The organism is Aeromonas bestiarum (assembly GCF_000819745.1).
GTDB classification, from domain to species: Bacteria; Pseudomonadota; Gammaproteobacteria; order Enterobacterales; family Aeromonadaceae; genus Aeromonas; species Aeromonas bestiarum.
Window position 1 is genome coordinate 1 of the sequence record NZ_CDDA01000004.1, and the last position, 22,947, is coordinate 22,947.

19 protein-coding genes are annotated in these 22,947 nt (G+C 64.2%); 8 read left to right on the plus strand and 11 right to left on the minus strand.

What is annotated here, in order from left to right:
• The coding region (locus tag BN1118_RS22110; protein ID WP_209428850.1) for a hypothetical protein at positions 1 to 237 on the minus strand (237 nt) is incomplete at its 3' end.
• Between the two features lie 98 nt (positions 238 to 335).
• Here BN1118_RS22110 and BN1118_RS00640 point away from each other — a divergent pair.
• On the plus strand, positions 336 to 836 hold the full coding sequence (locus BN1118_RS00640) for an NUDIX hydrolase (protein ID WP_043554102.1): 501 nt from the start codon (positions 336 to 338) through the stop codon (positions 834 to 836).
• A gap of 57 nt (positions 837 to 893) precedes the next feature.
• Here the strand turns inward: BN1118_RS00640 and BN1118_RS00645 are convergent, their stop codons facing one another.
• Positions 894 to 2,177 carry a HAMP domain-containing sensor histidine kinase gene (locus BN1118_RS00645; RefSeq protein WP_043554104.1) on the minus strand — a complete coding sequence of 428 codons (1,284 nt, stop codon included), beginning with the start codon at positions 2,175 to 2,177 and terminating at the stop codon, positions 894 to 896.
• Positions 2,174 to 2,854, minus strand: coding sequence for a response regulator transcription factor (locus tag BN1118_RS00650; RefSeq protein WP_043554105.1), 681 nt, complete (start codon positions 2,852 to 2,854; stop codon positions 2,174 to 2,176). The genes BN1118_RS00645 and BN1118_RS00650 overlap by 4 nt, the downstream gene beginning before the upstream one ends.
• Positions 2,855 to 3,016: 162 nt before the next feature.
• On the opposite strand from BN1118_RS00650, the gene BN1118_RS00655 reads away from it, so the two are divergent.
• Together BN1118_RS00655 and BN1118_RS00660 are read left to right on the plus strand one after the other, a co-directional pair.
• Positions 3,017 to 4,177, plus strand: coding sequence for an efflux RND transporter periplasmic adaptor subunit (locus tag BN1118_RS00655; RefSeq protein WP_043554106.1), 1,161 nt, complete (start codon positions 3,017 to 3,019; stop codon positions 4,175 to 4,177).
• 2 nt (positions 4,178 to 4,179) lie between these two features.
• Positions 4,180 to 6,126: a MacB family efflux pump subunit gene (locus tag BN1118_RS00660; RefSeq protein ID WP_043554107.1), complete on the plus strand. Its 1,947-nt coding sequence runs from the start codon at positions 4,180 to 4,182 to the stop codon at positions 6,124 to 6,126.
• Positions 6,127 to 6,433: 307 nt separating this feature from the next.
• Here the strand turns inward: BN1118_RS00660 and BN1118_RS00665 are convergent, their stop codons facing one another.
• The 5 genes from BN1118_RS00665 to BN1118_RS00685 form a co-directional block, all read right to left on the minus strand.
• Positions 6,434 to 7,270, minus strand: coding sequence for a transporter substrate-binding domain-containing protein (locus tag BN1118_RS00665; RefSeq protein ID WP_043554108.1), 837 nt, complete (start codon positions 7,268 to 7,270; stop codon positions 6,434 to 6,436).
• Positions 7,267 to 8,028, minus strand: coding sequence for an amino acid ABC transporter ATP-binding protein (locus BN1118_RS00670; protein ID WP_043554110.1), 762 nt, complete (start codon positions 8,026 to 8,028; stop codon positions 7,267 to 7,269). Before BN1118_RS00670 ends, BN1118_RS00665 begins: the two co-directional genes overlap by 4 nt.
• Positions 8,025 to 8,687 carry an amino acid ABC transporter permease gene (locus BN1118_RS00675; RefSeq protein WP_043554111.1) on the minus strand — a complete coding sequence of 221 codons (663 nt, stop codon included), beginning with the start codon at positions 8,685 to 8,687 and terminating at the stop codon, positions 8,025 to 8,027. Before BN1118_RS00675 ends, BN1118_RS00670 begins: the two co-directional genes overlap by 4 nt.
• A 92-nt stretch (positions 8,688 to 8,779) precedes the next feature.
• Positions 8,780 to 9,445, minus strand: coding sequence for an amino acid ABC transporter permease (locus BN1118_RS00680; protein ID WP_043554113.1), 666 nt, complete (start codon positions 9,443 to 9,445; stop codon positions 8,780 to 8,782).
• Positions 9,442 to 10,653 carry a threonine synthase gene (locus BN1118_RS00685; RefSeq protein ID WP_043554114.1) on the minus strand — a complete coding sequence of 404 codons (1,212 nt, stop codon included), beginning with the start codon at positions 10,651 to 10,653 and terminating at the stop codon, positions 9,442 to 9,444. Before BN1118_RS00685 ends, BN1118_RS00680 begins: the two co-directional genes overlap by 4 nt.
• 239 nt (positions 10,654 to 10,892) lie before the next feature.
• Here BN1118_RS00685 and BN1118_RS00690 point away from each other — a divergent pair, with 239 nt between their 5' ends.
• The 4 genes from BN1118_RS00690 (at position 10,893) to BN1118_RS00705 (ending at position 16,841) form a co-directional block, all read left to right on the plus strand.
• Entirely contained in the window at positions 10,893 to 13,040 is a 2,148-nt protein-coding gene (locus BN1118_RS00690; RefSeq protein ID WP_043554116.1) for a prolyl oligopeptidase family serine peptidase, read from the plus strand.
• 148 nt (positions 13,041 to 13,188) lie between these two features.
• Entirely contained in the window at positions 13,189 to 15,339 is a 2,151-nt protein-coding gene (locus BN1118_RS00695; RefSeq protein WP_043554117.1) for an AsmA family protein, read from the plus strand.
• Positions 15,340 to 15,534: 195 nt separating this feature from the next.
• Complete coding sequence (locus BN1118_RS00700) at positions 15,535 to 16,074, plus strand: GNAT family N-acetyltransferase (RefSeq protein WP_043142235.1); 540 nt, start codon at positions 15,535 to 15,537, stop codon at positions 16,072 to 16,074.
• 32 nt (positions 16,075 to 16,106) lie between these two features.
• Positions 16,107 to 16,841 (plus strand): SDR family oxidoreductase, encoded by a 735-nt coding sequence (locus tag BN1118_RS00705; protein ID WP_043554118.1) that lies wholly within the window; start codon positions 16,107 to 16,109, stop codon positions 16,839 to 16,841.
• A gap of 79 nt (positions 16,842 to 16,920) precedes the next feature.
• Here BN1118_RS00705 and glnE read toward each other — a convergent pair whose 3' ends face one another.
• The 3 genes from glnE to BN1118_RS00720 all read right to left on the minus strand — a co-directional run bounded on the left by glnE (position 16,921) and on the right by BN1118_RS00720 (position 21,961).
• Positions 16,921 to 19,803, minus strand: a complete 2,883-nt coding sequence (gene glnE / locus BN1118_RS00710) for a bifunctional [glutamate--ammonia ligase]-adenylyl-L-tyrosine phosphorylase/[glutamate--ammonia-ligase] adenylyltransferase (protein ID WP_043554119.1) — start codon at positions 19,801 to 19,803, stop codon at positions 16,921 to 16,923.
• Between the two features lie 201 nt (positions 19,804 to 20,004).
• A complete protein-coding gene (locus BN1118_RS00715) occupies positions 20,005 to 20,451 on the minus strand; it encodes a GNAT family N-acetyltransferase (protein WP_043554120.1) in 447 nt (148 codons plus the stop codon).
• Positions 20,452 to 20,710: 259 nt separating this feature from the next.
• Positions 20,711 to 21,961, minus strand: coding sequence for a methyl-accepting chemotaxis protein (locus BN1118_RS00720; protein WP_043142228.1), 1,251 nt, complete (start codon positions 21,959 to 21,961; stop codon positions 20,711 to 20,713).
• A gap of 31 nt (positions 21,962 to 21,992) precedes the next feature.
• Between BN1118_RS00720 and BN1118_RS00725 the strand changes: the two genes are divergently transcribed.
• The gene (locus tag BN1118_RS00725) at positions 21,993 to 22,814 is read left to right on the plus strand and encodes a potassium channel family protein (RefSeq protein WP_084213968.1); all 822 of its coding nucleotides are present in this window, start codon (positions 21,993 to 21,995) and stop codon (positions 22,812 to 22,814) included.
• Positions 22,815 to 22,947 lie beyond the last annotated feature (133 nt).

Here is a 22,947-nt window from a genome sequence, read left to right on the forward strand (position 1 = left end):
GTAAATTGAAAGGCCTTCCCATCGGGAAGGCCTTTTTGCTTTTTGGCATTTGCGAACGGCATAAGGAAACAAGGAACAACAAACTGGGTTGCGACTTGCCACTGGCATCTCTATCCCGGTCTGTTGTCCCTTGTGCTTGAGCCGGACTCTGTCCGTCTCCCCATACGCTCCGCCACCAAAAAGAAGCCCAGTCGAAAGACTGGGCTTTTTTTCGTTTTTAATTTCTTCTTGTGTCATTGCCCAGGGGCACCATTCACTTGGTCCATCAAGCCTTTCCATTTGGCGAGGCCATCGGCATACAATGCCCTCTGGTTTCCAATGGGAGATTTGCCCCTATGTTCTGCCCGCGTTGTGGTGTCAAATCGCTGCAAAAGCGCAGCGAGAAAGAGTTTGCCTGTGGCTGTGGTTTTCATTTTTTCCAGAATGTGGCGTCGGCCGTGATGGTGGCCTTGTGCTGGCAGGATGAAGTGCTGGTTGCGGTGCGAGGGCGAGACCCTGGCAAGGGCTTGCTGGATCTGCCAGGCGGCTTTGTCGATCCCGGTGAGTCGCTGGAGGAGGCGCTGGTCAGGGAGCTCAAGGAGGAGCTGGGGCTGGATCTGGGGAGAGAGGCGCCTCGCTATCTCGGCTCCTTTGCCAACGTCTATCCCTATGACGACGTGGTCTATCACACCTGCGATACCGTCTTCATGCTGGAGCTGACGGACAAACCCGCCGTCGTTGCAGCCGACGATGTGGCCGCCTGCGAGTGGCGCAAGCTTGCCGGGATTTCACCCACCGAGTTTGCCTTTCGATCCACAGGCGCAGCCATCGGCCAGCTGCAAAGGTTGTGGGGATGAGTGACTGCCTTACCGTTCTCGAACGAGATGACCAGATGGATAAGCTGGAATAAGGGGCTAGCCCGGCAGATGTAGGGTGACGACCAGGCCGCCTTCCTCGCCATTTCTGGCCTCGACCCGCCCGCCCTGGGCCTGAATGGCCTTGCGTGTAATGGCGAGCCCCAGTCCGTAACCCTTGCCAGCCGCGGGGGAGCCTATTCGCACGAAAGGATCGAAGATGCTGGAGAGCTTGCTCTCATCCACTCCCATGCCCTGATCCGCCACCTCGATGACAAATTCTGCTCCCTGCCGCTGCAGGGTCAGGGTGATGGCCTGTCCCGTCTGGGAGAAGCGCAGGGCGTTGCGCAGCACGTTGTCGAGGGCCCGCCGGATCAGCTCCGCCTGTCCGCAGACCGTGTATTCCTGGGTCTCATCCACCCAGGTTTTTATTTCGACCCCCAGGTGCTGCGCCTCGTAGCGGGTGTCGCTCACCACAGCCTCGACCAGCCCCTGCAGATCGTAATACTCCTCGCCGTCCCGCTCGCCATGGCTGGCGCGGGTGAGGGTGAGCAGCTCGCCGATCATCTTGTCCATGCGCTGGGTCTCGAGCTGGATCCGCGCCAGGGATCCCTCGATCCTGGCTGGATCCTGCTGGGCCAGACCTATGGCCAGTTGCAGCCGGGCGAGGGGGGAACGCAGCTCGTGGGAGACGTCGTGCAGCAACTGCTCACGGCTCTCCACCAGCAGTTGCAGCCGTTCGGCCATGGCATCGAAGTCGCGGGCCGCGTCGCTGATCTCGTCGTGGCGTCGCCGCATCAGAGGGTAGAGGCGAACCCCCAGATCCCCCTGGGCGAGGCGCTCGAACCCCTGCCTGAACCGGTTCATGGGGCGGGTCAGGTGCCAGGCGAGCAGGGCGCTGAAGAAGAGGCCGCCGAGTCCGCCGATCCACCACATGGGGGGCGGCATGTTGAGCCAGTCGCTGCGGGGTTGGGGCGGTGCCAGCTGCCGTTGCAGGCCGGCGGTGTCGTAGTCGAGCCGGTAGTGCTGGCCATCGGCTCCCAACAGGATACGGCCGCTCTGTGTTGTGGATTGCTCCGCTTCGACCGGTTCAAGGCGCAGCAATCCTTGCTCCGCTATGGGCCAGCTGGCCTGCAGGGCCGCAACCGCAGCCGGTCCCTGGCGTTGCAGCAGAGCTGCGGCCGAGTCCAGCTGGCGTTCGGCCAGCTGCCTTGCCATCCGCTGTTCCGGTGGCCCCTCGTGGCGATAGAGGCTGAAGGCCACCCACAGCAGCTGGCTCATCATTATGATGGTGAACCAGAAGCCGAACAGTATCTTCCAGAACAGGCGCCCCTTGAGGATCATGCCAGCCGGTATCCTATGCTGCGCACCGTCTCTATGCCGATGGCTTCGCCCGCCAGCGCCTGCAGCTTCTGGCGGATATTGCAGATGTGCACGTCGACGCTGCGATCATAGGGCTCGCGCGGGCGGCCAAGCCCGTGCAGGGAGAGCTCATCCTTGCTGACCACCCGCTCCGGTGAGCGCAGCAGCAGTTCCAGCAGATTGAACTCGGTGGCGGTCAGCTCCAGCGGCGACGCTTGCCAGTGGCACTGGCGGGTGGCAGGGGAGAGGGTCAGGCCGGCGAGGCGCAGGCTGTTGTCCCTGCCGGTTTTGGCGGGCGCGGGCTCGACCCGGCGCAGCACGGCCCTCAGCCTGGCCACCAGTTCCCTCGGGTAGCAGGGCTTGGGCACATAGTCATCGGCCCCCATCTCCAGCCCGATCACCCTGTCTATGTTGTCCCCCTTGGCGGTGAGCATGATGACGGGGATCTGGCTGGCGTGGCGGATCTGGCGCAGCACCTCGCTGCCATTGAGGTCGGGCAGCATGATGTCGAGCACCACGGCGGCATAGTTGCCGGAGAGGGCGTGTTGCACGCCGCTCTTGCCGGTCAGCACATGGGTGGTGGCAAAGCCTTCGCCGCCCAGGTATTCGCTCAGCATGGTGCCAAGCTCCAGATCATCGTCCACCAGCAGGATCTTCATCACTCTTCTCCATCTCGGGTCGACGCCATTTTCCCGTGTCCGCTGCCGGCTGACAGCTGCTTTTACGCAATCCTTACACTGCCCTGCAAGAGGCTTAACCGGACATTGGAGTAGATTGCACTGGCTCGTTTCATCCCTTTGTTGCACTCAAGGATATCCGTGATGGCCCCTGCCCGTCTCCTCGTTGTTCGCCTGTTGCCGCCAGCCCTCTTGCTGCTCGTGGCCGGCTGGCTGTTTGCGCCGTCCGATGCGGCGCCGGCAGCGTCCTACATCACAACCCCGGCCGAGCGGCGCGATCTGGAGCAGAGCGTGCTGGCTGACGGCTCCCTGCAGGCCCAGCAGCTGGTGAGCGTGGGGGCTCAGGTGTCGGGGCAGATCAAGGCGTTGCGCGTGGCGCTCGGGGAGCAGGTGAAGCAGGGCGATCTGCTGGTCGAGATCGACGATCTCACCCAGCAGAACGCCCTCAAGGATGCCGAAGCGGCCCTCGACAACGTGCAGGCCCAGCTGGCCTCGCGCCGGGCGACCCTGCACAACAACCAGCTGGTGTTCGAGCGTCAGCGCAAGGTGCTGGCTCGGGGGCTCGGCAGCCAGGCAGACTACGACAGCGCCGAGGCGACCCTGACCGCCACCCGTGCCGACATCCGGGCGCTGACGGCGCAATCCGTGCAGGCCCGCATCGCGGTGGACACGGCCCGGGTCAATCTGGGTTATACCCGCATCGTCTCCCCCATGGCGGGCACCATAGTGGCGATCCCGGTGGAGCAGGGGCAGACGGTGAATGCGGTGCAGAGCACCCCGACCATGGTCAAGGTGGCGCGGCTCGACATCATGACGGTGGAGGCGCAGATCTCGGAGGCGGACGTGATCCGGGTCAGCGCCGGCCTGCCCATCTACTTCACCGTGCTGGGGGCGCCGGAGCGCCGTTACCAGGCCAGGTTGCGCGCCATCGAGCCCGCCCCCGACTCCATCAATGACGACACGACCAGCAGCAGCTCGACCAGCACGGCCGTCTACTACAACGGCCTGTTTGAGGTGGAGAACCCTGAAGGGGCTCTGCGCATCGGCATGACGGCTCAGGTGCACATAGTGCTGGCGACCGAACGCGACGCCCTGGTGATCCCGGCCATCGCCCTGAACGGTGACAGGGTGCAGGTGGTGGATGGTGCGGGCCAGCCCCAATGGCGGCAGGTGAAGGTGGGCCTCAACAACAAGGTGGATGCCCAGATCCTGAGCGGCCTCGAGGCCGGGGAATCCGTGGTGGTGAGCCAGTCGACGGCCCAGAGTCAGCAGAGCGGGCGCATGGGCCCGCCCATGGGGATGTGAGCATGAGCCAGCCACTGCTGCAACTGAACGGGATCCGCCGTTATTTTGGCGACGGAGATCGGCGCGTCGAGGTGCTCAAGGGGATCGATCTGACCATAACGCGGGGGGAGATGGTGGCCATCGTCGGTGCCTCAGGCTCCGGCAAGTCGACCTTGCTCAATATCCTGGGCTGCCTCGATCAGCCGAGCTGCGGTCACTACCGGGTCGCCGGGCAGGAGACCGGCCGGCTGACGGCGGATGCGCTGGCGGCCCTGCGCCGCGAGCATTTCGGCTTCATCTTCCAGCGCTACCATCTGCTGGGTGATCTCAGTGCCCGCGACAACGTGGCGTTGCCCGCCATCTATGCCGGACTGGCAGGCGATGCGCGAAAGACCAGGGCCGAGGCCCTGCTGCAGCGGCTCGGGTTGGGTGCCCGTCTCGACTACATGCCGAGTCAGCTCTCCGGCGGTCAGCAGCAGCGAGTCAGCATAGCCCGCGCCCTCATCAACGGCGGTCAGGTGATACTGGCGGACGAGCCGACCGGCGCCCTCGACAGCCAGAGCGGAGCCGAGGTGCTCGGCATACTGCGCGCCCTGCATGGTCAGGGTCATACTCTGGTGATAGTGACCCATGACATGGGAATTGCCGAGCAGGCCGAACGCATAATCGAGCTCAAAGATGGGGCCGTGGTGGCCGATCGCCGCCAGAGACAGGCGACACCCCTGCCTGTACGGGAGACGGTGCGGACTGGCCGGACGGCCTGGCGCGGCTGGCTGGACAGGTTCGCCTCGGCCTTCAGGATGGCGCTGCTGGCCATGCAGGCCCAGCGGATGCGCACCTTCCTCACCATGCTCGGCATCATCATCGGCATCGCCTCCGTGGTTTCCGTGGTGGCGCTGGGGCGCGGCTCCCAGCAGCAGGTGCTGGCCAACATCAATGCCATGGGCACCAGCACCCTGGAGATCTTCCCCGGCAGCGGCTTCGGTGATCGGCGGGCCGAGGCGATCCAGACTCTGAGAGCCGAGGATGCCGATGCCCTGGCCGGGCTCGACTACGTGCACAGCGTGACTCCCAGCCTGATCACCAGCGTTACCCTGCGCCGGGGCAGTCAGGCGGTCTCAGGCACGGTAAACGGGGTGGGGGAGCAGTTCTTCCAGGTGCGCGGCTATCGGCTGCTGCAGGGCATGCTGTTCGATGCCGCCAGCGTGGCCAGCCTGGCGCAGGAGGTGGTGATAGACGCGAGCAGCCGGGATCGGCTGTTCGCGGCGGGGGAGTCGCCGCTCGGGCAGGTGATCCTGCTGGGCACACTGCCGTGCCGGGTGATAGGTGTGGTGGCCCGCAATCAGAGCGGGTTTGGCAGCGATGAGAACCTCAACGTCTGGATCCCCCACACCACGGCCATGAAGCGGATGCTGGGCCAGAGCTATCTGCGCAGCATCAGCGTGCGGGTGCGAGATGAGGTGGCGCTGGCCGCCGCCGAGGACGGCCTCACCCGGCTGCTGCGCCAGCGCCACGGCACTCAGGATTTCTTCGTGCTCAATACCGACAGCATCCGCCAGACCATCACCAGCACCAATGCCACCCTGACCCTGCTGATCGCCATGATAGCGCTCATCTCCCTGGTGGTGGGCGGCATAGGGGTGATGAACATCATGCTGGTGTCGGTGACCGAGCGTACCCGCGAGATCGGCGTGCGGATGGCGGTGGGGGCCAGGGCCAGCGACATCATGCAGCAGTTTCTGATCGAGGCTGTGCTGGTCTGCCTGCTGGGGGGCGCAGCCGGGGTGCTGCTCGCCCTGCTGGTTGGCATCTTGTTCGCGCACTTCAGCAGCCAGTTTGCCATGAGCTACTCCCCGGGCGCCGTGCTGGCGGCCTTCCTCTGCTCCAGCCTGATTGGCGTGTTGTTCGGCTTCTTCCCGGCACGGCGGGCGGCGCGGATGGACCCTATCCACGCGCTGGAGCAGGAGTAAGCACACTCTTAGGCGCCTTGGCGCGCCACCCCATTCGCCTGCGGGGGCGGGAGTTCATCCCTCTTCGGCACCCGGGGCGGATTGGCCAGACGGCACCCTGTGCCAGTCCGGCAGCCTGAACAGTGTCATCGACGTGACACAGCCTGCTCTGCGCGGGTTTTCAACCGGGCCCCGTGGCCCGGTTCTTTTTCGCATGTGAAAAAAAGGCGCCACCCGAGGGGGACGCCTGAAAGGTCAAACCTTGCGGTTTGCGGACCAACGGAACCAAGACTTCACACACTTCACACTCTCAGCACTTCTGGCAGGCTCAGCCCTGCCACTTGCCTCCTTCCACTATCACGTCGTTGGGATCGGTGTCGGCGCTCAACTTGTCGCGCACATACTGGTCATACAGCTTGAGCAGGTACTTCTCTTCCCCCAGCTTGGCGAGGCGGTCGTTGACCCAGTCACGCAGCTCGATATTGCCCTTCTTCACCGCCGGTGCGATCGGATCTTCCGAGCCCAGCTTCTGGGGCAGAACGCGATAGCCTGGGTTCTCCTTGGCCCAGCTGAACAGCACCAGGTTGTCCTGGGCGTAGGCATCGCCACGACCCTGGGCCAGCGCCTGCAGGGATTCGGTGTTCTTCTCGAACTTGAGTACCTTCCAGTCCGGGTGGTTGCGGGTCAGCCAGATGTCCGCCGTGGTGCCAGTGGTGACGATCAGGGTCTTGTCCGCGAGATCGTCCAGCCCCTTGGCGGCGCTCTTCTCCGGCACCAGCACCTGTACCGCGACCCTCAGGTTCGGGTTGGTGAAATCCACCACCTCGCGCCGCTCCGGGGTCACCGTCATGTTGGCGAGGATCAGATCCACCTTGTCGCTCTGCAGGAAGGGGATGCGGCTGGCGGGCTCGACCGCCACGAATTCGATCTTGTTCTCGTCCCCCAGCAGATCCTTGGCGAAGCGGCGGCCTAGATCGGTGTCGAAGCCCACGTAGTTTCCCTTCTCATCCACGTAGCCAAACGGCGGTTTGTCGGTGAAGACGCCGACGATGAGCTTGTCGCGGGCCTTGATCTTGGCGAGGGAACCGTCCGCCGCCTGGGCGGCGCCGCTGGCAAGGCCCAGGCCGATAAGGGCACTGAACAGAACCGAGGTGATTTTTTTCATGCTGACTCCTTTCGTTTGATGACATTTGTATAAGAAAACTTGGCGAGGAACTGGCGCGCACGCTGGCTCCTGGGGTTGTCGAAAAATTGATGGGGCGCACCCTGCTCCAGAATGTGGCCGCCATCCATGAAGACGATGCGATCCGCCACCGCCTGGGCGAACGCCAGCTCGTGGGTGACGATGAGCAGGGTCATGCCGCTGCCGGCGAGATCCCGGATCACCTCCAGCACCTCCTGCACCATCTCTGGATCCAGGGCGGCGGTCACCTCGTCAAACAGCATCACCTGCGGGTTCATGCACAGGGCCCGCACTATGGCGATGCGCTGCTGCTGGCCGCCGGAGAGCTGGCGCGGATAGTCGTGACGCCGCTCCCACAGGCCGATGCGGGTCAGCAGCTGCTCCGCCTGCAGCAAGACTTCGGCCCGCTCCCGCTTCTGCACCTGCAGAGGGCCGAGCAGCACGTTCTCCAGCACCGTCAGGTTGGGGAATAGGTGATAGCTCTGGAACACCATGCCGATGCGCTGGCGTACCCGTTGCCAGTCGGTGGCACCATCCAGCAGCACGCCGTCGAAGCGGATCTCGCCCCCTTGAATCGGCTCTAACCCGTTGAGGGTGCGCAGCAGGGTGCTCTTGCCGCAGCCACTCGGCCCCAGGATGACGATCACTTCCCCGGGGTTCACCGTGAGGCTGACCTCGTCCAGTACCCGGTTTTGGCCGAATTGTTTGCTGACAGCATTGAGTTCAAGCAGAGGTGTCATACCGCATTACCCCATTTTTGCTCCAGCCGGCGCGAGGCGAGCGAGAGCGGATAGCAGACCAGAAAAAAGAACAGGAACAGCAGACCGTAGATAAGCAGCGAGCCATAGGTGCGCTCGATGATCTGCTGGCCCACCTTGATCACCTCCACCACCCCGATCAGCACCGCCAGCGAGCTGGTCTTGATGATGCGGGTATAGATGTTGATGGTCGGCGGCGTCAGCCGCTGCAACGCCTGGGGCAGCAACACGTGGCGATAGAGCTGCCAGGTCGAGAGCCCGATCGCCAGCCCGGCCTCCTGTTGACCACGGGCCAGGGATCCCAGGCCGCCGCGCACCACCTCCCCCACCTCGCTGGCGCCCCAGAGGGCGAGTACCAGCACGGCGCACCAGAAGGCCGGAATATCGAGGCCGAAGAAGATCGGCAACCCGAAGAAGAAGAGGTAGAGCCACACCAGCACGGGCACCACCCGAAACAGCTCCAGATAAACCCGCAGCAACCCCCGCACCAACCGGCCTCCCTGTTGCGCCAGCACGCCGTAAGCGACGCCCCCCAGGGTGGCGAACAGGATGGCGAGCAGGGAGATGGCGAGGGTCTGGCCCGCGCCAATGGCCAGCAGAGGCAGCGCCTGCGTCAATAACTCAGTAACCGAACCGGCCATATTGAACCCTCCTTTTCGAGGCTCGCGGGGCGAGTGATGACGATGACAGGGCGATCTGCTCCCTTATCGGAGACAGCCTCAGTCCAGATAACTCAGTGACCGAACTGACCATGTTGCAGCCTCCTTTCAACGACCCGCAGGGCGAGGGACAGCGGCAGGAAGATCAGCACGCACATCAGGGTCAGCACAGCCAGCATCTCGTAGGTCTTGTAGTAGAGGGCTATGTAGTTCTTGGTGGTGTAGAGCAGCTCGGGCACCGCCACCGCCGAGGCCACGGTCGTCTCTTTCAGCAGAAAGATGAAGTTGGCAAACAGCGCCGGCAGGCTGGCGAGCCAGGCCTGGGGCAGCTGCACGTAGCGCAGCAACTGCCAGCGGGAGAGACCTATGGCCCGGCCCGCCTCCAGCTGGCTGGTGGGTACGGCCTGCACTCCGGCCCGCAGCGCCTCTGTCAGATAGCCACCGCCGAGGAAGGTCATGGCGATCACCGCAGTGGCAAAGCCCGACAGCGACAGCCCGAGCGCCGGCAGCCCGAAGTAGAGGAAGAACAGCTGGATCAAGAGCGGCGTGTTGCGAGCCAGCTCCACATAGACGCGGATCACCCTGTTCAGCCAGGACTTGTGCAGGCTCAGCAGGGTCACATTGAGCAAAGCCACAGCAAGTGAGGTGAGGATCACTATGGCGCCGAGCTGCAGCGTGACCCAGACCGATTGGCCAAACGCCGGCAGTGTGGTGAGGACAAAGGACCAGTCGAAGGTCATGCCGGTATCCTCCCGTCACGGCGCAGCCGCTGGGGCAGCACTGTGATGGCGTCCGGGTACTTGATGCCGGCACCCGTGTTGAGCACCACCACCCGCTCGCCCTCCCGGATCCAGCCCGTTTCGCGCAGCTGACGGGCGGCGGCGAAGGCGGCCGCCCCCTCCGGGCAGACGAAGCTGCCCTCCTGGGAGGCGAGCTGGCGGATCTCGGCGGTAATCGCCCGCTCATCCACGGCGATGGCGCAACCCTCGGTGCGATAGAGGGCGTCCAGCACCAGAAAATCCCCCAGCGCCTTGGGCACATTGATGCCGAAGGCCAGGGTCTGGGAGTCGGGCCAGAAGCGCGACTCGCGCTCCCCCTGCTGCCAGGCCTGCACTATGGGCGCGCAGCCGCTCGCCTGCACCGCCACCAGCCGGGGCAGGTCGCCCTTGATCCAGCCCAGTTCCTGCAACTCCAGCAGCGCCTTGAAGATGCCGATGAGGCCGACGCCACCACCCGTGGGGTAGAGGATCACGTCCGGCAGCGTCCAGCCGAACTGCTCGACGATTTCCAGCCCCATGGTCTTCTTGCCCTCGATGCGATAGGGCTCCTTCAGGGTGGAGGCATCGAACAACCCCTGCTCCGCCACCGCCTGGGCGACCTGGCGACCGGCGTCGCTGATGAGGCCATCCACCAGATAGAGGCGGGCACCGGCCAATGAGGTTTCCAGCCGGGTGATGGCGGGGGCCGCTTGCGGCATGACTATGGTGCTGCGCAACCCGGCGCGGGCACCGTAGAGCGCCCAGGCCGCACCGGCATTGCCGTTGGTGGGCATGGCGAAATGGGTGACGCCGAGTTCGCAGGCACGGGAGATGCCGACCGCGGCGCCGCGGGCCTTGAAGGATCCTGTGGGTATGATGCTCTCATCCTTCATCCAGAGATCCGGTATGCCGATCTGCTTGCCCAGGGTGGGCAGGGGCAAGAGCGGGGTGAGCCCTTCCCCCAGGGTGACGACGTGAGCGGGATCGCGTACCGGCAGCAGCTCGTGATAGCGCCACAGGCTGGCGGGACGGCCCAACAGGTCGGTGGGGCGCCAGGCCTGCTTCAGGGCCTCGAGATCATAGCTTGCCAGCAAAGGCGCCCCTGCCTGGCTCAGTTGCTGGGGCTGGTCGGCATCATGGATCTCGCCTGTCTTGCTGCAACGCAGATGTGATAGGTAGCTGTACGGCATGCTTTATCCTGAATGAGTCGTCTGAGTCAGTTGCTTATTCCATCCTGTGACCCAAGTGCCGGATAACAAACAAAATAAAGTGGCAAACTTAAGCGAAAAAATTCATATGACTCCGTTCAGCCATACCAGTGTCGGCTCAGAGGGAAGTGGCATCCACCAGCCAAGCCTGTGGGGGGTTGGGCCATCCGGCACTCTTTGCTACCCTGCCTGTTTCACCGAAACCACAGGGAGCCGCATCGATGCGAGCCATTGTCAGCCTGCTGGCCCTGTCACTGCTGAGTGCCTGCAGCGGCCAGTCAACCAAAGAGGATGCCATGTCAGGGAAAGCGCGCCTTCATTACCCCGTTACCCGCCAGAGCGAGCAGGTGGATCACTACTTCGGCCAGGCCGTGGCCGATCCCTACCGCTGGCTGGAGGATGATCGCAGCCCGGAGACCGAAGCCTGGGTCAGGGCCCAGAACCGGGTGACCCAGGATTACCTGGCGCAGATCCCGTTTCGCGATGCCATCAAGGGCAAGCTGGCCGCCTCCTGGAACTACGCCAAGGAGGGGGCGCCGTTTCGCGAGGGGCGTTACCACTACTTCTTCAAGAACGACGGCCTGCAGAACCAGAACGTGCTGTGGCGCCAGCTGGCGGGCAAGCCGGCCGAGGTGTTCCTCGATCCCAACCTGCTCAGCCCCGATGGCACCACGGCGCTGGATCAGCTGAGCTTCTCCCGTGACGGCAAGACGCTGGCCTACTCCTTGTCGCTGGCGGGCAGCGACTGGCGCGAGATCCACCTGATGGACGTGGAGAGCAAACAGCCGCTGGAGGCGCCCCTCAGGGACGTGAAGTTCAGCGGCATCAGCTGGCTTGGCAACGAGGGTTTCTTCTACTCGAGCTACGACAAGCCGGACGGCAGCGAGCTGTCGGCCAGGACAGATCAGCACAAGCTCTACTTCCACCGGCTCGGCACGGCGCAGGAGGAGGACCGCCTGGTGTTCGGCGCCATCCCGGCCCAGCAACACCGCTACGTGGGGGCGACCGTGACTGAAGATGATCGCTACCTGCTCATCTCGGCGGCGGACTCCACCTCGGGCAATCGCCTCTATGTGAAGGACCTGACCCGGGAGGGGGCCCCGCTGCTGACGGTGCAGGGGGATCTGGCTGCGGACGTGAGCCTGGTGGACAACAAGGGCAGCCGGCTTTACCTGCTGACCAACCGGGACGCCCCCAACCGCCGGCTGGTGACGGTGGAGGCGGACAATCCTGGCCCCGAACAGTGGCGCGATCTCATCCCGGAGCGTCAGCAGGTGCTGACGGTGCACAGCGGCAGCGGCTACCTGTTCGCCGAGTACATGGTGGACGCCACCGCCCGGGTCGAGCAGTTCGACCATGACGGCAAGCGGGTGCGCGAGGTGGCGCTGCCGGGGCTTGGCAGCGTGAGCGGCTTCAACGGCAAGCAGGATGATCCCGCCCTCTACTTCGGCTTCGAGAACTACGCCCAGCCGCCGACTCTCTACACGTTCGAGCCCAACAGCGGGGCCATCAGCCTCTATCGCGCCTCGGCTGCGCCGTTCAAACCGGAGGATTATGTCTCAGAGCAGCGTTTCTACCAGAGCAAGGACGGCACCCGGGTGCCGCTCATCGTCAGCTACCGCAAGGGGCTGAAACTCGATGGCAGCAACCCGACCATCCTCTACGGCTATGGCGGCTTCGACGTGAGCCTGACCCCGAGTTTCAGCGTCTCGGTCGCCAACTGGCTGGATCTGGGGGGCGTCTATGCGGTGGCCAACCTGCGTGGCGGTGGCGAGTACGGCCAGGCCTGGCACCTGGCGGGCACCAGGATGAACAAGCAGAACGTGTTCGACGACTTTATCGCCGCGGCCGAGTATCTCAAGGCCGAGGGCTACACCCGCACCGACCGGCTGGCCATAAGAGGCGGCTCCAACGGCGGTCTGCTGGTGGGAGCCGTCATGACCCAGCGCCCGGATCTGATGCGGGTCGCCCTGCCGGCGGTGGGGGTGCTCGACATGCTGCGCTACCACACCTTCACCGCCGGGGCGGGTTGGGCCTACGACTATGGCACCAGCGCCGACAGCGAGGCCATGTTCGACTACCTGAAGGGCTACTCGCCGCTGCACAAGGTCCGGGCCGGGGTCAGCTACCCCTCGACTCTGGTGACCACGGCGGATCACGACGACCGTGTGGTGCCGGCCCACTCCTTCAAGTTTGCCGCCACCCTGCAGGCTGACGACGCAGGCCCCCATCCCCAGCTCATCCGCATCGAGACCAATGCCGGGCACGGGGCGGGCACGCCGGTGGCCAAGCTGATCGAGCAGAGTGCGGACATCTATGCCTTCACCTTGTACGAGATGGGTTACCGGCAGTTGCCGGTCATCCCCTGAGATCAGGGCCCTGCGGGGCCCTTTTCGTTGTCAGCCCCCGGCTGCGACCATCCCTGTCTCGCCGCGATCCGGTTTCGGGCGGCGGGGGCCATCCGCCGCGCCCCCGGTGGTATAGTCAGTCACAGGATCAGCATTCAAGGAGTCCATCGTGAAGAAGATCATCTACATACTGCTGGGGCTTGCGCTGGCCGCTCTGGTATCCATAGTCGCTCTGGTGAGCCTGATCGACCCCAATCAGTTCAAGCCCCAGCTGGTGGAACAGGTGCGCAAGAGCACGGGCCGCGAGCTGGTGATGCAAGGGGATATCGGCTGGCGTTTCTGGCCAAGCCTGGGCCTCTCCCTCGAGAAGGTGTCACTGCGCAACCCGGCCGGTTTTGCCGAGCCGGATCTGGTGCGCTTCGAGCTGGGCCAGGCCTCGGTGGCCCTGTTGCCGCTGCTCTCCCACCGGCTGGAGATTGGCGAGGTGACGCTGAACGGGGCACACCTCTTCATCCAGACCAAGGCCGATGGCAGCTCCAACCTGAGCGATCTCATCAAGGCGTCCGAGGCTGCCAAGGGCAGCGAGCCCGCGCCAGGTGGCCAGAGCCAGCCCCCTGCGGGTAATGGCCAGACCTGGCAGATCAGCTTGCAGGGTGTGGTGCTGGAGCAGGCCAGCGCCCTGCTGCAGGACGATCGCGACGGCACCATTTCCCGCCTCGAACAGCTCGACCTCAACCTGGGTCAGCTGGTGGTGGATCAGTGGGTGCCTGTGACCCTGGCCGCCAGGGGCGCGCGCGGGGATCTTGCCTTCGATATCAAGGGACAGACTCAGCTCAAGCTGGCCCGGGAGGAGACAGCCAGCGAACTCAAGGATCTCAGCCTGAGCGGCAGCCTGAGTGCGCCGACGCAGCGGCTCGATGCCTTCTCCCTCAAGGCCGACCGGCTGGCACTGGGGCAGTGGAGCAGCCTCACGCTCAGTCTGCAGGGCGCTCAGGGAGCGGCAGACCAGCCGACTCTGGCCGGTTCCCTGGAGGGGACCCTCAAGGCGCGGCTCGATCAGGGGCAGCAACTGCTGGAAGTGTCGGATGCGGTGCTGGCCGCCAAGCTGCAAGGCTCGGCTTTGCCGCGCCCGCAACTGGATCTCAAGTTGGCCGGCTTTGCCCGCGCCGAGCTCGACAAGCAGACCATCACCCTGAGCAAGCTGGTGCTGGATGCCGACAAGACACTGCTGAGCGGGGAGGGGGTGGTGCGGCTCGGCGCCGTGCCCAGGGTCGACTTCGATCTCAAGGGCGACAAGCTGGATCTCGACGCCTGGCTCGGTAAACCGGCAGCGACCCAGACCGCTGCGCCAGCGCCTTCGGCTCCCGCGAAGGCGACGGACAAGGGGGCAGCCCCCAAGCTGGCCCAGGCACTCTCGGCGGTGGAGCCGGATCTGAGTGTCCTCAAGGCGTTTGATCTGGCCGGTCGGCTGCAACTGGGCAGCCTGCGGCTGAAGGGACTGGACTTGAGCACCGTCGATCTGCAGCTGGCGCTGGCGGGGGGCCAGCTCAGCCTCAAGCAGTTCAGCGCCGGTGTGGCTGGCGGTCAGGTGACGGCGAACGGCGTGCTCGATGCCCGTCAGCAACCTGCCCGCTACCAGGTACACAAGCGGGTGCAGGGGGTGAATGTGCGCCCGCTGTTGCAGACTCTGGCCCAGAGCGATCTGCTGGAGGGCAAGGGGGATCTCGAGGTACAGGTACAAGGTAGTGGCCTCTCCGAGCAGGCGCTGCGCAGCCAGATGCAGGGCAAGGTGAGCCTCAAGCTGAGCGACGGTGCCCTGCACGGCATCAACCTGGCTGAGATGATCCGCGAGGCGCGGGCCACCCTGACCGGCAAGGGGGCCGAGCAGGTCAAGGAGGCTCGCAAGACCGACTTCAGCGCCCTCACCGCCAGCTTCCAGATTGCCAACGGCGTGGCCCGCACCGATGACATCCAGCTGTTTGCCCCGGCCCTGAGGGTGAAAGGCGAGGGCCAGACAGCCCTGGTGCCGGAAACCCTGGATTTCCTGTTCCTCACCTCCATCGTCGAGAGCAGCAAGGGCCAGGGCGGCAAGGATGTGGATGAGCTCAAAGAGATCACCATACCGGTGCGCATCGGCGGTCACTGGCAGGCTCCCAGCTACCGGCTCGACGTGAAGGCCTTGCTCGGCAACAACAAGCTGCTGGAGGAGAAGGCCCGCAAGGAGGCCGAGCGTGGCCTGAAAAAATTGCTGGGGGACAAGGCCGACAGCGAAGGCGTCAAGGGGGTGGCGGATCAGCTGCTCAAGGGGCTGTTCAAGTAGTTATCCCCCTCTTCATTGCCATTCAGAGCCCGCCCCGTGCGGGCTCTTTGCTGCAGCTCGTCCATGTGCCTGGGCCTGGCTGTTCACTGTCAGATGGAGCTGGCAGCAAGAAAGCCCGGTTGCTTCTGGTTAAAAATAGGGAGGTAGCCTTGGCCTAAAGGTGATATCACTGTTGGTTTACCAAGGAGTAGATGAATGAGTCGAAGTGAAGTCGTGAGAGAGATATCCCATCCGGACTGGCCTCTGGTCTGGCAGATCTATGGCAGCAGCTTCCCGCGCTACGAGCAGCGCCAGCCGCAGCATCAGCAGGTCAAGATGGCGGATCCTCACTTTCACTGTCAGCTCTTTTATCAAGGCGACGTGCTGCTCGGTTTCATCTTCTGGTGGGCCTGCGGCGAGCAGATCTATATCGAGCATCTGGCCATCAATCCGGCCCTGCGCGGCCAGAACCATGGCTCCCGCCTGCTCGCTGCCTTCTGCGAGACGGCGGGGTGCACCGTCATCCTGGAGATAGACCCGCCAGAGGATGAGATTGCCATCCGGCGGCTGCGCTTCTACCAGTCGCTGGGCTTTTGCCTCAACGACCATGACCATGTGCACCCGCCCTATCATCCCGACTATCAGGGGCACGGGCTGCGGGTGCTGAGCTACCCAAATCCCATCAACCCCGCTGAGTACCAGCAGTTCAACCGGATGCTGGTGACGCGGGTGATGGATCATGGCTTGACTGCCTGACCGGCAGCCAGGGTGAAGAACAAGGAGGTTCAATGAACAGGAATGTGCTGATCACGGGTGGCAGCCGGGGGATTGGAGCCGCCACAGCCCGCCATCTGGCGGGGCAGGGTTATCACCTCTGTATCAACTATCGGCGTGATCGGCAGGCTGCCGAGGCGCTGGTGGCCGAGATCCGGGCGCAACATCCGGTCGCCTGCATAGCGGTGCAGGCGGATATCAGCGTCGAGGCCGAGGTGGTGCACCTGTTCGAGGAGATGGACGCGCGGCTCGGGGTGATCACCCATCTGGTCAACAACGCCGGCATCTTGCAGCCCCAGATGAAGGTGCTGGAGATGAGCGCCGAGCGCATCAACAAGACCCTGACCACCAATGTGACCGGCTATTTTCTCTGCTGCCGGGAGGCGGTGCGGCGCATGACCCGTGGCGGCGCCATCGTCAACGTCTCCTCGGCCGCCGCTCGCCTCGGCGCGGCGGGTGAATACGTGGACTATGCCGCCTCCAAGGGGGCCATAGACGTGCTGACCAGAGGCTTGTCGCTGGAGGTGGCGGCGCAGGGGATCCGGGTCAACGGGGTGCGTCCGGGTTTTATCTACACTGAGATGCATGCCGACGGCGGTGAACCCGATCGGGTGGAGAGGGTGAAAAGCCAGATCCCGCTGCAGCGGGGCGGTCAGCCGGCCGAGGTGGCCGCCGCCATCGCCTGGCTGCTGTCGGATGAAGCCTCCTACGCCACCGGCACCTTTATCGACCTTGCCGGAGGGCGATAGGGCCAGATGCCACCGACCATACTGGAAAGAAAAAGGGGCGCCGCAGCGCCCCTTTTCATTGCTCCAGCCGAGCCTTGTTTCACTCTCCCAACAGCAGTTGCCAGACTGCCAGCACATGGCCGCGCTCGGGCTGCAGCTGGTCGTCGCCCACCTTGCGGGAGATCTCCGAGAGGTTGAGACGATGGCCCCGGTTACGGATCTCCAGATAGGCCTGCTTCAGCCCCTCCGCCTGCTCCAGGGTGAGCACCCCCACCATGACGCACTCATCGAAGATGCGCACGTTATCGGACCAGCGGGTGAGGGGCTCTGGCTCGCCACTGGCGTGGGCCAGCACCAGATATTGGGCGATGAACTCTATATCCACCATGCCGCCGGGGGACTGCTTGAGGTCGAACTCGCCGGTACCGGCTTTGAGCAGATGATCCCGCATCTTGTGGCGCATCTCGCGCACCTCGCGGGCCAGGGTCGGCAGATCCCGTTCTTTGGCCAGCACGGCGCGGCGGATGCGGGCAAATTCGGCGATGACCGCTTCATCCCCGTAGATGGGGCGGGCCCGCACCAGCGCCTGATGCTCCCAGGTCCAGGCCTCGTGCTGTTGATACTGCTCATAGGCCGACAGCGACGAGACCAGCAGACCCGAATCGCCGGAGGGGCGCAGCCGCATGTCGATCTCGTAGAGGATCCCGGATGGGGTGCGGGTGCTGAACAGGTGCAGGATCCGCTGGGCGAGGCGCAGGTAGAACTGGCGGCTGTCGATGGGCTTGCGCCCGTCTGTGTAGCTGTTGGGATCGCCGCCGTGCAGGAAGACGAGATCCAGATCCGAGCCGTAGCCCAGTTCTATGCCGCCGAGCTTGCCGTAGGCCACCACGGCGAAGCCGCGCTGGCCGCTCACCGCCACTTCGGGCGGTACCCCGTAGCGTTCGCTCATCTGGGCCCAGGCCTGATTGACCACCTCTTCGGTGATCGCCTCCGCCAGCCAGGTGAGGTGGTCGCTCACCTTCATCAGCGGCAGGGCGCCGGCGATATCGGCCGCCACGATACGCAAGAGCTGCACCTGCTTGAACTGGCGCAGCGCCTCCATCTGCTGCTCCACGTCCTCTTCGGGGATGCGCAGCAAGAACTGGCGCAGCTGGGGCTTGTACTGATCGAGCGGGGTGGGGTGGTAGAGGTGCTGGGGATCGAGCAGCTCGTCCAGCAAAATCGGGTAGCGGGCCAGCTGCTCGCTCACCAGATGGCTGGCGTCGCACAGCCGTACCAGCTGGCGCAGGGCGGCGGGGTTCTCCGCCAGCAGCTGCAGATAGGCGCTGCGGGTGAAGATGCGGGTCAGCAGCTCGCACACCCGCTCGAACAGGCGGGCGGGTTGCTCACTGGCCACCACCAGACGCAGCAGCTCCGGCATCAGCCAGTCCAGCGCGATGCGCCCCTGCGGGCCCACCTGGCGGCGCTTGTACTCCTCCTTGAAACGCAGCAGGGCACCGCAGAGCGGAACCGGATCCTGGACGCCCTGCGCTATGAGCAATTTCTCAAGCTCGGCGGCATCGAGTTCGGTGCGCCAGAGATCGAGCCAGAGCTGTTCCAGATGGGCGGGGGCCTCTTTCTCTTCGCCCACCACGGCGGCAAACTCCTGATGGACGGCGGCCATCTCCTCATCCAGATGAGCCATAAAGGCGCCCCAGTCCGTAAAGCCGAGGGCGGCGATCAGCCGCTGGCGATCCCGCTCCTCGGTGGGCAGGGTCTGGGTCTGCTGATCGCCTATCTCCTGCAATATGTTCTCGACCCGGCGCAGGAAGCGATAGGCATTCAGCAAGCGGTCGCAATGGGCGGATTCGAGGGCGCCGCACAGGGCGATGGCGGCCAGCGCCTCGGGCAGGTGGCGCACCCGTAGGGCGGGTTCGCGGCCGCCGCGAATGAGTTGCAGCGCCTGGGCGATAAACTCCACCTCGCGAATGCCGCCAGCCCCCAGCTTGATGTTGCCCTCCAGCCCCTTGCGGCGCACCTCGGCGGCTATCATCGCCTTCATCTGGCGCAGGCCGTCGATGACGCCGAAGTCGATGTAGCGGCGAAACACGAAGGGGCGCAGCATCTCGGCGAGTTCAACGGCGTGCTCGCACTGGGGCCCCAGTACCCGCGCCTTGACCATGGCGTAGCGCTCCCAGTTGCGGCCGTGGTGCTGGTAGTAATCCTCCATGGCGGCAAAGGAGATGGCGAGCGGGCCCGCGTCGCCGAAGGGGCGCAGCCGCATGTCGACCCGGAACACCTGACCATCCTGGGTCGGTTGGTGCAGCGCATTGATCAGCCGCTGGCCTAGCTTGATGAAGAAGGGCTGGTTTGCGAGCTCGCGCCGTCCGCCTACCGTGTAGCCGTTCTCGGGGAAGGTGAAGATAAGGTCGATATCCGAGGAAAAGTTGAGCTCGCCGCCGCCGAGCTTGCCCATACCGAGGATGAGCAGCGGCTGCGGGTTGCCATCCCCGTCCATGGGGGTGCCCAGCTCGCTGCACTGTTTGGTGTAGAGCCAGTCGCGGGCGGAGCAGATGAGAGCATCCGCCAGCTTGGTGAGGTGAATAAAGCTCTCTTCCACCGCGGCGTGGCCCAGCAGCTCGCGCCAGGCGATCACCAGCATGCGGCTGCGACGGAACTGGCGCAGGATGCGCTTGAGCGCCTCTTCATCACTCACCTCGGCGAGCAGGGCGGTCAGATCGTGCTGGTAGGCGGGCCAGCGTTCGGACTGTTCGAGATCGCCCGAGGCGAGGAGCTGCGCCAGCAGCTCGGGCTGCTTGATGAGCGAGTCGGAGACGAAGTCGGAGCGGCCGAGCAGGGTCAGCAGGGGCTGGCGAATCGCATCGGGCAGGGCATCATAGTCGGGCGCCAGCTCGACCAGCCGCTGCCACTGGCGTTGGGCCTGATCCTGCAGCAAGGGCACAAGAGAGGAGGGGAGGGAGAGAGAAGCTGAATGCTGGGCCACGGTTGCCGTCCTTGTGGTTAACGGATCTGCAGGGTGAATGAAAATGCTGGCAGCCAATCTAGCACTGTCGAGCGGCTCGGCACAGTGCGACGGGCGAGTCGCTCGCAGGTACTCTCATCAGGCTCAGTCTCGCCCCTGCACCACAGCGCAGGGGCGAGCAGCATGAACTGGCGAGCGCCACAGGCCACCGGCGTGCCCTGCTCAAGGGCGCTGATAGATCTCGGGATCGTATTTTTCCATCAGGCTGGCCGGTTTGCGCGGCGGCGCGAAACCAAAGTCGGCGTAGAGGCCGTGGGCATCCGAGGTCGCCAGGCTGAGGCGGCGCAGCCCCTGCAACTGCGGGTGAGCCAGGATAGCCGACACCAGCGCCTTGCTGTGACCCCGGCCTCGATGGGCGGGCAGCACGAACACATCTGCCAGGTAGCCGAAGGTGGCTCTGTCCGTGATGACCCGGGCGAAGGCCACCTGCTGACCGGCGACATAGCCGCCGAAACAGAGGGAGTGGTTGATGGCTCTCTGTACCGTCGCCAGCGGAATGCCGAGGCACCAGTAGGCCTCCTCGGACAAAAATCGGTGGATCAAGGGCACGTCGAGTCGCCCCTTGTCGTCGCTTATCTCAAGTTGGGAGTGATCTTGTGGCTGCTGCATCCTGGCTCCTTGCCGTGACATGAATGAGAAAGGCCCCTCGCGGGGCCTTCCAGTTTACTCAAATCGCGGTCTCAGGCCAGTTTGAAAGCCTGGATGATGAGTATTGTCCAGGGTCTGGCTGTGGTGCGCCATCCGCTCCTGTGTCCTGTCTACGAGGTGACGCCCGTCAGGCCAGCTTGAAGGCCTGGATTGAGTACTATCCAGGGTCTGGCTGTGGTGCGTCATCCGCTCCTGTGTCCTGTCTGCGAGGTAACGCCCGTCAGGCCAGCTTGAAAGCCTGGATATGGGTATCCAGGGTCTGGCTGTGGTGCTCCACCAGCTCGGAGGCTTCCTGCAGCTCCCGCAGCACGACCACGGATCCTTCCACCACCTGCTTGACCTGCTCCAGGTTGCCGCTCATCTCCTCGGCCACCGAGCTCTGCTGCTCGGAGGCGGCGGCGATCTGGCGGTTCATGTCGGCCACCCCCTGTACCCGCTGCACTATGGTGGCGAGCTGATCTCCGGCCTGGGTCACCTGCTCCACCCCCTTGTCGGCCTGTTGCACGCTCTTGGCCATCAGTTCGGCGGCCTGGCGGGCGTTGCCCTGCAGTTGCTCGATCATCTTCTGGATCTCGACTGTGGCGGCCTGGGCCCGGTTGGCCAGCTCGCGCACCTCGGACGCCACCACGGCAAAGCCGCGACCGGCCTCACCGGCGCGGGCGGCCTCGATGGCGGCATTGAGGGCCAGCAGGTTGGTCTGCTCCGAGATGCCGCGAATGGTATCCACGACGGATCCAATCTGCTCGACGCCCTGTTCCACCTGATTGACCACTGTGGAGGAGCGCTGAATGTTGCCGGAGAGGGTATCTATGGTGTTGACGGTGGCCGCCACGCAGCGGCTGCCCTCTTCGGCCAGCAGGCTGGTTTCGGCGGTGGCGTGGGAGGCTTGCTCCGCATGGGCGGCCACCTCGCGAATGGCGCCCACCATCTGGCTCATGGCGCTGGCCAGCTGCTCTATCTGGGTGAACTCCTCGCTGATGGCCTCGTTGGCCTCTTCCATGCAAAGGGTGACCTGGGAGGCGATGTCGTTGAGCTCCTTGCAGGCAACGCGCTGGGTGCCGAATACCTGCTTGAGATTCTCCTGGGAGTGGGCCACCGCCTTGGCGATGTCGCCGAACTCGTCGCGGGACTTGAGCAGCACCTTGTGGCTCAGATCCTTGCGGGCGAAGCGTTCCAGCAGGCCTACCAGATAGTGCACCTGCTTGACCATGAGGCGGGAGCCGGTCAGCAGCAGCACCACGAAGATGACCCCCATCACGGCGGTTTCCATCACCCCGGTCCAGAGCAGGCGATCGGCAATGGCATTGGCCTTGTCGGCATCTATGCCCTCGCTCAGCAGGGTGGTTTCCAGATTGCTGGCGTCGAACCAGAGTTTGATCAGCAACAAAACAGTACTGAACACCATGAGCAGTACCACTTTGGGTACCAGCCGGATATTGCTCATTCGCCGCTCCAGCGGGTTTAACTGCATAATATTTCTCCTTTTAATGGCCGGTTTTCCTTTGTCCTCAGGACTATCGGCATTATCTTCTTTTTTATTAATTCGCACCGTGCCTAAAGTAGGAAAATGTATGCGACATCACTTAACTCACCTGCGCGCCATGGATCTGCTGATGGCGTTTCTGTCGGTGATCTCCGTTGCGCTGGTTTGCGCCCGCTGGTGGGGCCATTCTGACTGGACCCCCCAGACACTGCAGCTCTTCTATGACGTCGACAGTCTGATCTGCTACTTCTTCCTCGCCCACTTCGCCTATGGCTGGGTGCGGGCCCGCGACAAGCTGGCCTTCTTCAAGGCGAACTGGTTCTATCTGCCGGGCAGCCTGCCCATAGTGGAACAGCTGCGCTGGGCGCGATTGATCCAGCTGTGGCGTGTCTATCAGCTGTTGCGGGATCAGCCGGATCTGCTTGGCATGTTCCGTCGCGAACGCAACGAGACCACCCTCTCGGGGATCCTGTTCCTGTTCTTCCTGCTGCTGGGGGTGGGCTCGGGCGTCATGTATCTGATTGAATCTGGTCAGCCCGGCAGCCAGATCCAGACTCCTTACGATGCCTTCTGGTGGACCCTGGTGACCCTGTCTACCGTAGGTTACGGCGATCTGGTGCCCAAGACGGAGCAGGGGCGCTTCGTCGCCAGCCTGCTGATCCTGTTCGGGGTCGGTCTGTTCGGTGCCATCAGCGGTTTCATGGCCAGCCTGTTTCTGCAGCCGGGGCGCGGGGATGGCGAACTGGAGAAGTGGCGGCATCACCAGAGTGCCCAGCAGGATCTGCTGCTGCAGGAGCTGCGAGCCCTGCGTGCCGAGGTGAAGGCGCTGAAACAGAAGTAGCCTGCGGCGTCTGGAATGGTCGCGTGGGGGAGGGGACAAGTTGCGAGCCAGCTCTCAGCTCGGGGGGAGGCGTTTTTCTTTGCTTGTCCTTTGACCCGCTGGCGGCTTAACATTGGCTATGTCCCAATTACGT